Source organism: Allochromatium humboldtianum (assembly GCF_013385175.1).
Classification (GTDB): Bacteria; Pseudomonadota; Gammaproteobacteria; order Chromatiales; family Chromatiaceae; genus Thermochromatium; species Thermochromatium humboldtianum.
This window is the reverse complement of record NZ_JABZEO010000007.1, coordinates 204,482-218,347: the sequence shown is the minus strand read 5'-3', so window position 1 is coordinate 218,347 and position 13,866 is coordinate 204,482. Positions and strand designations below refer to the sequence as shown.

Annotated in this window: 15 protein-coding genes; all 15 read left to right on the top strand. The window is 65.2% G+C overall.

The window, feature by feature from the left end; all coding sequences use genetic code 11:
* The first annotated feature begins 5 nt into the window (after nt 1-5).
* The 15 genes from HW932_RS12455 to HW932_RS12385 all read left to right on the top strand — a co-directional run bounded on the left by HW932_RS12455 (nt 6) and on the right by HW932_RS12385 (nt 13,859).
* Complete coding sequence (locus tag HW932_RS12455) at nt 6-362, top strand: head-tail joining protein (protein ID WP_176976806.1); 357 nt, start codon at nt 6-8, stop codon at nt 360-362.
* Nucleotides 334-888, top strand: a complete 555-nt coding sequence (locus tag HW932_RS12450) for a hypothetical protein (protein WP_176976805.1) — start codon at nt 334-336, stop codon at nt 886-888. Before HW932_RS12455 ends, HW932_RS12450 begins: the two co-directional genes overlap by 29 nt.
* Nucleotides 885-1,361: a phage baseplate assembly protein V gene (locus HW932_RS12445; RefSeq protein WP_176976804.1), complete on the top strand. Its 477-nt coding sequence runs from the start codon at nt 885-887 to the stop codon at nt 1,359-1,361. The genes HW932_RS12450 and HW932_RS12445 overlap by 4 nt, the downstream gene beginning before the upstream one ends.
* A 45-nt stretch (nt 1,362-1,406) precedes the next feature.
* Nucleotides 1,407-1,691 (top strand): PAAR domain-containing protein, encoded by a 285-nt coding sequence (locus HW932_RS22200; protein WP_176976803.1) that lies wholly within the window; start codon nt 1,407-1,409, stop codon nt 1,689-1,691.
* Between the two features lie 6 nt (nt 1,692-1,697).
* Complete coding sequence (locus HW932_RS12435) at nt 1,698-2,060, top strand: GPW/gp25 family protein (protein WP_176976802.1); 363 nt, start codon at nt 1,698-1,700, stop codon at nt 2,058-2,060.
* A complete protein-coding gene (locus tag HW932_RS12430) occupies nt 2,057-2,908 on the top strand; it encodes a baseplate assembly protein (RefSeq protein WP_176976801.1) in 852 nt (283 codons plus the stop codon). Before HW932_RS12435 ends, HW932_RS12430 begins: the two co-directional genes overlap by 4 nt.
* 35 nt (nt 2,909-2,943) lie before the next feature.
* The gene (locus HW932_RS12425) at nt 2,944-4,518 is read left to right on the top strand and encodes a phage tail protein (protein ID WP_176976800.1); all 1,575 of its coding nucleotides are present in this window, start codon (nt 2,944-2,946) and stop codon (nt 4,516-4,518) included.
* Nucleotides 4,519-4,551: 33 nt separating this feature from the next.
* Nucleotides 4,552-5,244: a hypothetical protein gene (locus HW932_RS12420; RefSeq protein ID WP_176976799.1), complete on the top strand. Its 693-nt coding sequence runs from the start codon at nt 4,552-4,554 to the stop codon at nt 5,242-5,244.
* Nucleotides 5,245-5,259: 15 nt separating this feature from the next.
* Nucleotides 5,260-8,436, top strand: coding sequence for a DUF4815 domain-containing protein (locus HW932_RS12415; RefSeq protein ID WP_176976798.1), 3,177 nt, complete (start codon nt 5,260-5,262; stop codon nt 8,434-8,436).
* Nucleotides 8,437-8,448: 12 nt separating this feature from the next.
* Nucleotides 8,449-8,736, top strand: coding sequence for a hypothetical protein (locus tag HW932_RS12410; RefSeq protein ID WP_176976797.1), 288 nt, complete (start codon nt 8,449-8,451; stop codon nt 8,734-8,736).
* 11 nt (nt 8,737-8,747) lie between these two features.
* Nucleotides 8,748-10,784, top strand: a complete 2,037-nt coding sequence (locus tag HW932_RS12405) for a hypothetical protein (RefSeq protein WP_176976796.1) — start codon at nt 8,748-8,750, stop codon at nt 10,782-10,784.
* An 11-nt stretch (nt 10,785-10,795) separates the two neighbouring features.
* A complete protein-coding gene (locus tag HW932_RS12400; protein WP_176976795.1) occupies nt 10,796-11,428 on the top strand; it encodes a DUF4376 domain-containing protein in 633 nt (210 codons plus the stop codon).
* On the top strand, nt 11,428-11,733 hold the full coding sequence (locus HW932_RS12395) for a hypothetical protein (RefSeq protein ID WP_222932344.1): 306 nt from the start codon (nt 11,428-11,430) through the stop codon (nt 11,731-11,733). Before HW932_RS12400 ends, HW932_RS12395 begins: the two co-directional genes overlap by 1 nt.
* Before the next feature lie 114 nt (nt 11,734-11,847).
* Entirely contained in the window at nt 11,848-13,347 is a 1,500-nt protein-coding gene (locus HW932_RS12390) for a phage tail sheath subtilisin-like domain-containing protein (RefSeq protein ID WP_176976793.1), read from the top strand.
* Nucleotides 13,347-13,859, top strand: a complete 513-nt coding sequence (locus HW932_RS12385) for a phage major tail tube protein (protein WP_176976792.1) — start codon at nt 13,347-13,349, stop codon at nt 13,857-13,859. The genes HW932_RS12390 and HW932_RS12385 overlap by 1 nt, the downstream gene beginning before the upstream one ends.
* Nucleotides 13,860-13,866 lie beyond the last annotated feature (7 nt).

Here is a 13,866-nt window from a genome sequence, read left to right as displayed (position 1 = left end):
AAAGCATGACCGTCTTTGGTGACCTGACCCGGGCCATGTCATCCATCGTGCTCACCACCTTCGGTGAGCCGGTGGTGTTTCACCTTGAAGGGCAAGCCGAGGCACTGCCGGGGCTGGGCGTCTTCACCGCCGCCCACCAGGAGGTGGATGCCAGCACAGGTGTGCCGGTGTCCATGGTCCAGCCGATGCTGGAGGTGCGACAGAGCGATTTGCCCGCCACACCTACCGAAGGTGATGCGGTGACAGTGCAAGGTGTGCTCTACCTGATCGTCGAGGTGCGCCCCGATGGACATGGTTTTCTGAAACTGATGCTGCACAAGGGGAGCGGTGGCCATGAAACACCCACGCACCCTGATCCGTGAGGCGGTCAAGGAGCGACTGGTGGCGCAGTTGCCGGCGGTTGATCCGCGCATCAGCGCCAACCGGATCAGCATCCACCGCAGCACACCGCTGTTTGCTGCCAAGCTGCCCGCGATCGTGATCTACACCCGCGATGAGCGCATCGAGGATCAGCCCAACGCCGATCCGGGGCTGCGCTATCGCAAACTCGAACTGTCGGTCGAGATCATCGCCAGTGGCGAAACCGCCGCCGAGGAGGCCGATGGGCTGGCGCAAGCGGTCGAAGCCATCCTCGATCTCGATGAGACGCTTGGTTTGCTGGTCGAAGGCACCCGCCTGACCCGCACCGAGATCGATCAGGGTGGAGAGGGCGACACACCGGTGCTGGCTGCGCGCCTGTCGTTCGATGTCAGCTACTGGACCCGGCCTTTGGAAACGCCTGATGGAAAGCTGCCGCTGCAAGTGCTCGTCAGCTGGGTGCCGCGCATTGGCATCCCTCACGAACCCGACTACCAGCCCCTGCTCGACCCGACCGGAGTCACACCATGAGTGAGCGCCACCTGCACCAGGACATGACCGAGGCCGAGCGGCGACTGAGCAACCTGGTGATGCTGGGGCAAGTGGCCGAACTGGACGCCAAACGTGCCCGGGTGCGGGTGCAGGCCGGTCCTATCCTGACTGCGTGGCTGCCATTTGCCACCGTGCGGTCGGGACCTGACCGGACCTGGCATGCGCCGGAGCCCGGAGAACAGGTGGTGCTGGTCGCCCCAGGCGGGGATCTCAATCAGGCAGTGGTCGTGGGTTCGCTCTATCGCGACGCCTATCCGCCGCCGGCCGACAGTGCCGACATCACCCGCACGCTCTGGAAAGACGGTGCGGTCATGGAGTACGACCGAGCACAGCACCACTGGCGTCTGTCGGTGCCCGGCGGCGGCAAGATCGTCCTGGAGATCGGACCCAGCAAGATCGAGATGACGGACACCGGCATTCGCCTGACCGCACCCCGGATTGATCTGAACTGAACCTTCCGCACATTTGCGCCAAGGTTGGCGACCAAGGAGAAAGCGATGCCTGCTGCCACACGCCTGGGAGATCGCTGCACCGGTCACGGTTGCTGGCCACCGCGCCCCTCCACCGGAGCCAGTTCCACGGTCTTCATCAACGGCATCGGTGCCCACCGCCAAGGGGATGGCTGGGCCACGCACTGCTGTGGGCCAGCCTGCCATGCCAGCGCCCTTGCGCAGGGTAGTGCTTCAGTATTCGTCAATGGCCGGGCGCTGGGGCGCATCAGCGATCCGGTCGCCTGTGGATCACGGGTGGCGCAGGGTTCGCCGAATGTCTTTGCCGGATAACGAAACATGCTCGGAATCAACACCCACACCGGCCAGCCCCTCGCTGGCCTCGACCACCTGCGTCAGAGCATCGCGGACATCCTCTCCACGCCCTTGAACACCCGGGTGATGCGCCGCGACTACGGCTCGCGCATTCCCGAACTCATCGACCAGCCCATCACCCCGCGCCTGGCCATGGAACTCTACGCCGCCACCGCCGAGGCGCTGCGCCGCTGGGAGCCGCGCTTCAAGCTCACCCGCGTGCGTCTGAGCGATGCACGGGCCGGCTGGGTGGAGTTGACCCTGGAAGGCGAAGTGCGGCTGCAGGGGTTCGAGGGCCAGACCGTCACCTTGTCGGGACTGAGTATCGGCAGTGGAGGACGCCCATGATTCAGACCACCTTGGCCCCCGAACTCGCAGGCCTGCCCAGCCCACAGGTGCTGGAGACGCTGCGCTTTGAGCACATCTTCGACGCGCTGCTGCGCGAGTTTCGGCTGCGCTACCCACAGTACAGCGCGCTGCTCGCGTCCGACCCGGCGATCAAGCTGATCGAGGTGGCGGCTTACCGGGAGTTGCTCTTGCGATCCCGGATCAACGAAGCGGCGCGGGCCAACTTGCTGGCCTTTGCGGTCGGCAACGATCTGGAGCACCTCGGTGCCTTCTATGGCGTGACGCGCCTGCCCCAAGAACAGGACGAGCCCCTGCGCCGACGCATCCGTGCCCGGATCATGGGCTTTGCCAACGCAGGAGGCGCGGCGCATTACCGCTACTGGGCCTTGTCGGCTTCCCCCGAGGTGGCTGATGTGGCGGTCGACAGCCCCGGCCCTGGTCGGGTGCGCATCAGCGTGCTGCCCACCGGGCACAGCGACACCGTCCCTGAATCGCTGCTGGAAACCGTGCGCGCCACGGTGCTGCGTGACGATGTGCGGGTGCTGACCGACACCGTGGAGGTGGTCCCGGTCAGTCTGGTACCGGTGACAGTCTCCGCCCAGATCTGGCTCTACCCCGATACACCCATGGCGGTGTTTGACAGCCTGGTACCGCGTCTCACCCGTGAGCTCGCCCAGGCCGCCGTGCTCGGCTGGGACCTGACCCGCTCCTGGCTGATCGGGCAACTGCAGCAGCCCGGTGTCCACAAGGTCGAGCTCACCGAACCGGCCACCGATCTCCGCATCCACAGCACCCAGGCGGTGCGCCTGACCGACGTCCAGCTGACCTTCGCGGGCAGAGACCGGTAAGCGCCGCCCTGGGGTATTTCTCCCCAGGAGGGCGCATGACAACCGACGATCTGCTGCCGCCCAACGCCACGGTGTTGGAGCGTGCGCTCTCCGTCTCGACCGACCTGCTCACGCGCCTGGCCGGTGACACCGAGGCGCTGGCCGGTTTCAAGACCGATCCCGCTGACAGCCTCTTGCCTTGGCTGATCTGGGAGTACGGGCTCGGGGAGTTGCTGCCTTACCTGCCCGAACCCCGCAGGGCCATCGCGGAAGGTATCCGGTGGCAACGCCTGCGTGGCACCCCGGCGGCGTTGACCACAGCGCTGTCGTGGATCGGTGCGACCGCCACGGTCGAGCAGGAAACCCCCGGCATTCACTTTGCCGAATTTCAGTTCGATCCGGGCCAGGTGTTGGATGACGATGCGGCAATCGCCAACCTGATCGCCATTGCCAGGTTGTCAGCCCCCGCTCGCTCCCGCCTGTCACGCATCTACCACGGCTGGGATCTGCGCCGGCTGGTGCTGGACGAGAGCCGGCTGGGCGAGGCGCTGCTGTCGGACCACAGTGGGGTGTTCTGGCGGGATGGGCAGACCAAGTTGTCGTTTGGCCGGGTGCGCAAATTTGCGCAGCCCGCGCAGGACATCGCCTTGATCCCGGCCCGCGAAGCGGTGCGCTTTGCCGTGGCGAGGTTGATCGACCGGTATCTGCTCGACTTCTCAGCCCTGGGCGACCCGGGCCATACGCCGAACGAGGAGATCCTGCACGCGCACTTGTTCGCGCTGGCCAATGCCCTGGGCCTGGCCGATCCGCTGGGGCTGCGGCCCGAGCGCAAGTTCTGCAAAGCGATGGTGGTGCTGTCCGACAGCACACCGTTGGGCGACACCAACGCCAACCTGCCAAGGTTTGTGTGGCAGGAGGCGGGGGCACCGATCACGCTCGGCAGTGGTGACCGTTTGTCGGCGACACCGCATCGGCTGGTCCGCGTGGAAGTGCTGGAACGCTTCGATGCTCAGTATCCGGCTGACCTGATCGTTCCTGCCGCTGCCATCACATCAGGGCATATCCCGACCACCGGCACACGGGTCAGTGCCCGTGCCGATGCCCTGCTGGGCGTGCTGCGTCTGGGCGATCCGCGCGGCGCCTGGGATGTGCTGGCCCTCACGCGCACCTACGGCCTGATTCAGGACCCGCTGCCTGACCCAGCGAGTTTGCGCCCGCGTCTGTACCAGCGGGCACAGGTGGTGCTCTCCGAAGTGGCGCTGGGCGATGTGAACAGCCGGACCCCACGTCGCGCCTTGTACCGCACCCGCCCCCTGCCCCGGCTGGGCGATCTCACCCTGGGTGACCAGGCCGAGATCGAGTGGCGCGCGCTCACAGAGATGCAAATTTGCATCTCTGGCTTCACTGAATTCACTCCCTATGTCTTCGAAGACGCCCGCCCGAGCCTGCTGCGCCTGCTGACACGTAGCGCTGAAGCCGGCGCCGCTTCACAGGTTTTTCCCGCACGTGTGCCGGTTCTCAGCACCCGCGCCGTCTGGAGCGGCCAGACCTGGACTGGCGTGCGCTGGCCGACTTCGAGCTGGACCGACACCCGCGAGCTGATTGGCAGCGCCCACGGCACGCAGTCCTGATTTTTTGACCCCATTCATTTTCTGGAGCACCCGATGGCGATTCTGACTGCCAGCGGTCGCGCAGCCCTTGCCGCCGCGATCAAACAACAAACCCTGCACCTCGCCCTGGGCGAAGGCGACCCCTTGTGGGACACCACCAAGGCGATCAGCACCCCGTTTGACGAGGCCGGGGTGATCGAACTGGGTTTTATGCATCTGGCCGATATCCGTGTCACCTCGCTCGATGAGGCGACCGAGTACCTGCTCGATGTCGACTACAGCGCCAATGCCCGTGAGGGCGTGATCCGGCGTCTGCCGGCCAGCACCATCCCCGAGGGCGGAGATGTCACCGTCCACTTCAAGGTCTCGCATCCGCCCGAGCCGATTGGCCAGACGGCGCTCCTGCGCGAAGTCGGGCGCCGGGTGGTCGACGAAGTGCATTTCGTCGCCGCCGACCCCGAGGGCGAGATCGTGGTGCCGACCGGGCGCTACCGGCTGAGTACCGAACCGACCAACCACCTCTTTATCCGCGTGCGTTTTGACTTCGAGGATGCCGCCACCAGCGTGGTGCGCGAGCAAGGCCTCTTTGTCAGCACCCAGACCGACCCCGCTTTGCCACTTGGACAGAAGTTCTTTATCCCGGCCCAGATCACCGATCCGGGCATCTTGCTCGTGCTGCAGAACTCGGTGCCCATCGTGCGCCAGCCCTCGACGCGCGAGACCTTCGAATTCGTCGTCACTTTCTGATCCGCGAGGCCATCCATGATCGAGCGTTACTACAACCTGTTTGACCCGGCCAAGCACTACACCCAGTTGCTGTTCCGTGCCGGCGATGGCCTGCAGTCCCGAGAGCTCAACGAGATCCAAACCACCCTGCTCCACCGTCTGCAGGGCGTGGCCGATGCGCTGTTGAAGGATGGCGACATCGTCAGCGGCGCCAACCTGCAGATCGATGCGGATACCGGTCTGGTCACGCTGGAGGCGGGCCGCGTCTATCTGCGCGGGGCCGTGCGCGAAGTGCCGGCAGCGACCTTCACTGTCCCCACGGAGGGACGTGTCGCGGTCGGCGTGCGGTTCTCCACCCGCACGGTCACCGAACTGGAAGATCCCACCTTGCGCGAACCGGCGGTGGGCGTGCGCAACTACCAGGAGCCGGGTGCCGGGCGTCTGCAGGAAACGCTCGCCTGGGGCTGGGAGGGGGCGGGCACCTCAGACGGTCAGCCGGGTGACTTCCACGCGGTCTACGCCCTGGACAATGGCCTGCTGGAGAACCGCCGTCAGCCTCCGGTTCTGGATGGCGTGATCGCGGGCCTGGCGCGCTACGACTATGACGCCAACGGCCACTACGTCGTTGACGGGCTGGGTATCCGATTCCTCAGCATCGATGCCGACGCCCAAGAGCACATTTTTTCGGTGGCGGAGGGGCGCGCCAACATCGACGGCTTCAAGGTCGAACGCAGCCAATCGCAGCGCCTGCGTCTGCCCATCGATCCCGATCTGCAGCGGGTGTCCTCGGAGCCGCAGGTGTTCAACGACAGTGGCGATGGTTCCATGGTGGTGACGATCAACCGCCCGCCACTAGCCCAGGTGCTCGACATCAAGGTCACCCAACAGAAGACCGAGACGGTGGTCCATGGCGCCTTCACCGGCAGCCGCGATGTGCTGACCGAGCCGACGGTGGTGGCAGTGCTCACCATCCAGCAAGGTGCGACCACCTACACCCAGGGCACCGACTACAAGGTCGTCGGCGATGAGATCGACTGGTCACCCGGTGGCGCCGAACCCGCACCGGGATCGAGCTACCAGGTCACCTACCAGTACATCGCCAGCATCACGCCAACCGATTTGACCGATACCGGTTTCAAGGTCACGGGTGTGGTGCAGGGTTCCACGATGTACATCGACTACCAATGGAAGCTGCCGCGCGTCGATGTGCTGGCGCTCACCGCCGACGGTCAGGTCGAGCGCATCAAGGGCATCAGCCAGGTACGTAATCCCGTCGCCCCCACGGTACCGGCCTCGCGTCTGGCATTGGCCGAGATCGCCTACGACTGGCGCAGTGGCTCGGAACCTGCTGTGCGCAACGTGGCGATTCGCACCATCAAGGTCTCGGAGCTCACCGCGATGCAGCGCCAGATCGCGGACCTCTACGATCTGATGGCCTTGGAGCGCCTGCGCGTGGACGCCAACATCCGCGAGCCCGCTGCCAAGAAGGGCCTCTTCGTCGACAACTTCCTCGACGACGATTTGCGTGACCAGGGTGTGGCCCAGACAGGCGCGATTGTGGCCGGGGTGCTGACACTGCCCATTTCTGCTTCGGCTCAGCACGCCAAGGAGAACGGTAATGCACTGCTGACCCTGGACTACACCCTGACGCCGGTGATCGAGCAGCTGGCCCGCACAGGTTCGATGAAGATCAACCCCTACCAGGCCTTCGAGCCGGTACCAGCCCGGGTAACGCTCAATCCGGCGGTGGACCAGTTCACGATCACGAACACCACCTGGGCCTCGGACGTGACGGAGCGTCTGGTCATCGGCAGCGGCGTGTTCGAGCAAGTGGTCGAGACCCGTCGCTCGGAACAGGTCCTGGCGTCCCGCAGTGAGGAAGCGCAATTCCTGCGCGCACTGCAGGTGGCCTACCAGGTCGAGGGGTTTGGGCCGAACGAGGCACTGGCCGCCTTGCGCTTCGATGGCATCGGGATTGCGCAGCCCGCCGGCACGGCAGCGAATGCTGCGGGGCGCCTCACCGGCAGTTTCCAGATTCCGTCGGCCATTCCGGCCGGGGCCAAGCGCGTGGAGTTCCTCGGGGCTGGGGGCAGCTATGGCTCGACCACCTATGTCGGACGCGGTCAGATCGTCACCGAGACCCGCCGTCGCATCCTGACCACAGTCTCCAACCGCTGGGGGTCGTTCAACGTCGACCCGCTGGCGCAAACCTTCACGTTACCCGAGCGGCGCGTCATCGGAGGACTGGAGCTTTGGTTCACTACACAGGGAGGATCGGCACCCGTCATCGTCCAGATCCGCGAAACGCAAGTGGGGATGCCGACGACCACCGTGTTGACCCAGGGACTGTTGGCCGCCTCGAACATCAAGACCGATGGCAACCCGACCCGCATCACCCTCGATCCGGTGGCGCTGGAAGCGAATCGCGAGTACGCCCTGGTGGTGCTCACGGACGACGCGAACCACGCCGTGTCGGTGGCCGAACTCGGCAAGTTTGATCCACGCACCGGCTGGGTGACGGCACAGCCTTACCAGATCGGGGTGCTGCTCTCGTCCTCCAACGGCATAACCTGGACACCGCACCAGACCCAGGACCTGACGTTTCGGCTCTTGGGCTGTCGCTTCACGCAGCAGTCCAAGACGGTGCCTCTGGGCCAGTACACGGTAACCAATCTGTCCGATGTGATGGCACTCGCGGGCGTTGAGCGTCCGGCCGCCGGCACCGATGTGCAGTTCCTGGCAACCGATGCCCAAGGGCGAATCTACACCCTGTCGGAAGACCAGGGGCTGGCGCTGTCGGAGAAGCTTTCAGGCAATCTGGTGGTGTCGGCCAAGCTCACGGGCACCGAAGTCGCCAGTCCGCTGCTGTACCCCGGCACGCAACTGGTGTTCGGCACGCTGGAAGCGACCGGGGACTACCTCTCGCGGGCGATTCCGGCTGCGGCCACCTTCAATGTGTCGGTGACCTTCGATGCGCTGACACCCGGCACGTCCAGTGTGGCGGTCCAGGCCGAGTCCGGCACACCCGGCAGTTTTACGGACCTGGCGCTCGACAAGGGCGTGGAGGTCGGCAGCGGCTGGGTGGAGCGCACCTACAAGGCCACCAGCCTCGTCGGTGTCGGGGCCGACCGCACCACGCGCGTGAAGCTCGCCTTGTCGGGGACGCCTGCGCACCGGCCCTTCGTGCGGAACTTGCGCGTGATCGTGACCTGAGGGAGGTAAGCGATGGATCTTGAGCGCACCCCGGTGCTGAATCTGCCGCTGCCGCACCCCGACCACCTGCTCTCGGAGGATGTGCTACGTCTGCGCGAGGCCTTGACCACGCTGGATGCCGGGTTCGGTGCGCAGCGCACCGAGCTGCAGGCTGCCATGGCGCAAACGCGCAGTGAGGTGGAGACGGCGCTGACAGCCACGACCACGGCGGTCGCCGATGCGCTCGATGAAGTCAGCACCGAGGTGCTTCGCCGCATCCGCCGCCTGCAGTTGAACCAACTCCTCAATCTCGATCTTTGATAGGACGCCCTATGCCCATTTCAACCCAACTCCAGGCCCAGATCGATGCGATCCAGACCCGCATCGACACCCTGGCGCCCAGTGCCACGCCCGAGGACATCGTGATGCTGGCCAAGGCCGTCGAGGCGGTCGGCGGCCAGGCCACGGTGTTCGATGTGATCGACACCGGCCAGCAGCAAAAGGCCGAACTGATCGCCACGGCCGATCTGAAATCCGCCGAAGTCGTCGCCACCGGGGACGCCCAGGTGGATCGGGTCGCTCAGCAAGGTGACCTGAAGTTCAATGAACTCAGCCAGGAAGTGCAGCGCTACGCGGCCTTCGGGGGCGCAACCCCGTCAGCGATGGGTTCGCTCGGGATGGTCCCGGCGCCACTGGCCGGCGAAGACCGGCGTTTCCTGCGCGGCGATGGCGCCTGGCGCTTCCCGGGCGAGATCCCGATTGGTGCCATCGCGCTGCTCCATCCCAACATGGACACCAGCCGCTACCTGCCGGCCGAGGGCGGCACCGTCCTGATCGCGGACTACCCGGAACTCTTCGAGGTGCTGGGGCAGTCACCGACCAGTCTGCCTTACCCGTCGATTGGCAACACCGCTGTGTTGAGCGAATCGCCCGGCTACAGCACCTCTTACCGTGCCGCTGCCGTCAATGGCGAGCGGGTGGTGATCGTGCGCTCCGGGTCTAACGGGATTTCCTATTCCAACAACGGCGGCCAGAACTGGGCCAACGCCACGGTGGGTGCGCTCGGTTTCAGCGGGCCGTTCTATCCAGCGATCTCGGACTCCGGACGCACGGTCGGCTGGGTGAACTACGATTCCGGTGCGAGTCCGGCGCGGGTGCGCTTCCAGGTCTGCACGGCTGCCACCTTTGGCGCCTGGACAACGCACCTCAATTCGGTCGGCGCAGAGCAGTTCAGCAACACCTGGAACAGTATCGTGGTGGGTCTGCCTCAGGGGGTGGCCGCCATCGACAACCGCCAGGCCGATGCCAATCAGGTCCTCTACCAGTATGTGCAGGACGGGGCCAGCGCCGTCACCCGGGAAATCAACCTCTCGGTCACGCTCGATACGCGCATCACCAAGGCGCGCGGTGCCTTGCGTGTCGGTGCATCGCTCTACCTGCTGGTGGACAACAACTCGAGCTGGCGCGCTTTGCTGCGCACCGATGACGCCGGCGATACCTGGGCGCTCACCTGGGAAGGCAGCGGCACCTGGGGCCATCACAATACCCTCAACGGCGCCTACAACACCCGTCAGGATGCGGGCCAGCCCTCCTATGTTGAGAACGGACTGGGCATCATCCATTCCGGTAGTCAGCTATTGCTGATCGCGGCCGATGGCAGCCTGAGCTGGGTCGACCCGCCCAGCGGTCACACCCTGATTGCTGGCAGCGTCCATTTCGTGAATGGCTTCTACTATGCCGCCAGTGCCAATGCCGTGTTCCGCACGATGGACTTCAGCGCCTGGGAAGAAGTGGCTACCGCCAGCCAGATCCTCGGGGCCACCGGGACGCTGGCGCGCATGTGGGTGCATCCGGGCAGTGGCAGCTTTGGTTTTTACTCGAACCTGAGCACGTTCACGCTGGTGCAGACCCAGGATTTCGTTCGCTTCAAGCGCAACGGTCGGCCATCGAAGTGGGGCACGAACATCGTCTTGAGGCGCAGCCACTTCACCGGGGATCGGTTCATCTGGTTCATCGCCGAGTCGAGCAACAACAGCTACTACTTCGATTTCGCGCTGTTCGACCTGGTCAGTGGGCGTTTCTACGCCAACAACTATTTCCAGAACTACGGCGCTTCGGTCAACGGCTACTGGCTGTTGCCGCTCTCGGGAGGGCGCTGGTTGCACTTTACCCAGCAGTCGAGCAGCTATTACGTGCGCGTGGCCAGTGCCGCTGATCTGTACAGCTACAACCTGACCACCGAGTTTCGGCTACCGACCAGTACCGGCGAATTCGGGGCGGTGGGCGCCTATGGCAACCAGACCGGCTGGCTCTACAGCACCGACAGCAGCAGCCGAGGTGGCTACCGCTACTACGTCCGCGCCCAGTAAGGAGATCCACGATGCGAACGATTTATCAGATCGACCACGGTTTCCTGGGCGAGACCGCCGAGATTGAACCGGGTCAGCCGGCCCCAGCGGGCTGGACCTTTACCGCGCCGCCCAAGATCCCACGGGGCAAAGCCGCAAAGTGGGACGGGGAGAACGGCAACGGCTGGACGCTGGTGCCGACAGCCGAGGAGAAAGCTGCGCAGGTTGCCCAAGAAGTCATGCAGCAGGCGCAGCAGCTGCGCGAGCGGCTCGCTGCCGTCGATGCGGAGCGCGATGCCCGTATCGCGCGCGGCAAGCCGCATCCCTTCCCGGATGGCACGACCGGCACCGTGCAACTGCGCCATGAGCGCGACACGGTCAATGTCAATGCGGTGGCCACGGCCGGCACCGCGCTGATGGCGGCTGGGAGTAGCGACACCGTGTCGTTCCGCGACGCCGAGGATGTGACCCATACACTGACCGGTGCCGAAGCGGTGCAGTTTGGCCTGGCGGTGATGCAGTGGGTGTCGGCGCATTACGCAGCGGCCTGGGCGCACAAGGATGCGATCCGGGCGTTGGCCGACCGTGGCGATGTGCAGGCACTGGCGGACTACGACATCCAGACAGGCTGGCCTGAACAAGAGGTCGAGGAGGCCAGCTCATGATGCGCAGACTGCAACTGCTCGGATTGTGGGGACTGTGCCAGATCGCAGCAGTGGTCGCTTCCGTTTGGATGCTCATCGCCGCACTGGCCGGAAGCCGACGGGCCTGGACCCTGGCCGTCGCCCACGACCAACTGGCCAATGCCGCCTTCGGCGGACACGAGGACGAGACGCTCTCGAGCCGCGCAGGCAAAGCCGCCCGTGAGGGCAAGCGCTGGGCCTGCATTTTCTGTCGGCTGCTGGACCGACTCGATCCGAACCACTGCGAGAAGTCCATCGAGCCTGACGAGGGTAAGCCGATGGCCTGAACCTCGACGCTGCACTCGCACCCCGCCGTTTATTCCGCCAATTGGCGGATTTTTTGTTTACCGAGGGTGAAACTGCGGCTCGCCGCAGCGAGCCTTGTTTTCTGGAGAACCGTTATGGCAGACCGATTCCTGCACGGTATTGAACTCATCGAGATCGAGGATGGCGGGCGCACGGTGCGCACCGTCAAGTCCTCGGTCATTGGCCTGGTGGGCACGGCGCCCGATGCGGCCCCTGCTCGCTTTGCCGCGCTCACCGTCGGCACGGGCGACGCCAGTTTCCGGGTGCGCGCAAAACAGGCAGGGATCGTGGGCAACAGCCTGCGCCTGGAGCTACGCCCAGCGACCACCCCGAACCAGCCGCTGGCGATCACGCTCGACACCCGCACACCCGGGATGACGCTGATCCTGGTGACGCTCGCAAGCGACGAAACCGGCCAGCGTGCCAGCACCGCTGCCGAGGTAGTCGCGGCGCTCAACGCGCACGAGGCGGCCTCAGACCTGATCACCGCCGAAGTGGTGGAGGGCACCGGGTCCGGCATTCTGGCCTCGACCCTGGGCTCCAAGCCGCTGGTCGGCGGCATGGACGAGCCGTTCCCGCTCAACGTCCCGGTGCTGGTGACCAACCGGCGCCTGACCGCGCACCTGGGGGCATCCGGGACGCTCCCCTGGGCGATCACCGGTATCTACGACCAGGCCAGCCCCTTCATCTACGTGGTGCGGGTGCCCGAGGGCGACACGCTGGAAGCCACGATCAGCCATGTCATCGGTGGCCAGGATGCCGAGACCGGGCAGCTCTCGGGCATTGCTGCGCTGATGCAGACCCGCGCCGAGATGAAGTCGCGCATCCTGATCGCGCCCGGCTTCTCGCAGTTCAAGCCGGTGGCCGATGCACTGCTGTCGGTGGCCCACAAGACCCGCGCGGTGGCAGTGCTCGATGGCCCCAATACCAACGACGAAGCGGCCATCGACTACCGCAGCCAGTTCGGCTCGGACCGGGCGTACCTCGTCGATCCCTGGCTGGTGGTGCGTAAGAAAGATGGCTCGGAAGTGGCCGAGCCGCCCTCGGCGCGCGTCGCTGGCCTGATCGCCCAGTCCGACGAGAACCGGGGTTTCTGGTTCAGTCCGTCGAATCAGGTGGTCCTTGGGGTGTTACGCACCGCGCGGCCCATCTCCTGGGTGATCAACGACCCGGACACCCAGGCCAACTACTTGAACGAGTTCTCGGTCACCACCTTCATCGCCCAGGACGGTATTCGCCTGTGGGGCAACCGCAGCTGCGCGACCGACAGTCGCTGGGCCTTTCTCAGCGTGCGGCGCACGGCCGACATGATCAACGAGTCCCTGGTGCGCGCGCACCTGTGGGCGGTGGATCGCAACATCACCCGCACCTACATCGACGAGGTGGTGGAGATGACCAATGCCTACCTGCGCCAGCTGAAGGCCCGCTCCGCCATCCTCGGGGGTCGCTGCTGGGCCGACCCCGAACTCAACACCCCGGAGTCGATTGCCGATGGGCGGGTGTATTTCGACTTTGATTTCACGGCGCCCTACCCGGCCGAGCACATCGTGTTCCGCTCGCACCTGGTCGGCGACTATCTGGAGGAGATCCTGTAATGGCCATCGAACTGCCTCGCGTTCTGAAGAACATGAACCTCTTTGTCGATGGGCGCGGCTACGCCGGTCGGGTCGACGAGATCCAATTGCCGAAGCTCACGCTCAAGACCGAGGAGCATCGCGCCGGTGGCATGGACCTGCCCGTTGAGCTCGATCTGGGGATGGAGAAGCTCGAAGCCCAGCTCACGATCTCCGACTTTGATCCGGAACTCTTCAAGCTCTTCGGGCTGCTGGATGTCTCCGAAGCCCAGCTCACCTTGCGCGGCGCCATCCAGGCGCAGGGCCAGACCGCACAGCCGGTGGTGGTGAATCTGCGCGGCGGCTGGAAGGAGCTGGACCCCGGCACCTGGAAGCCGGGTGACAAGAGCACGCTGACGGTGATGGTCGCGGCGCGCTACTACAAGCTCGCCATCAACGAAGAAGAGCTGATCGAGATCGATGCCGTGAACCTCGTCAGGAAGGTCGGCGGCGTCGATCAGATGGAAGCGATTCGCACGGCGATTGGTCTGTGACCAGACT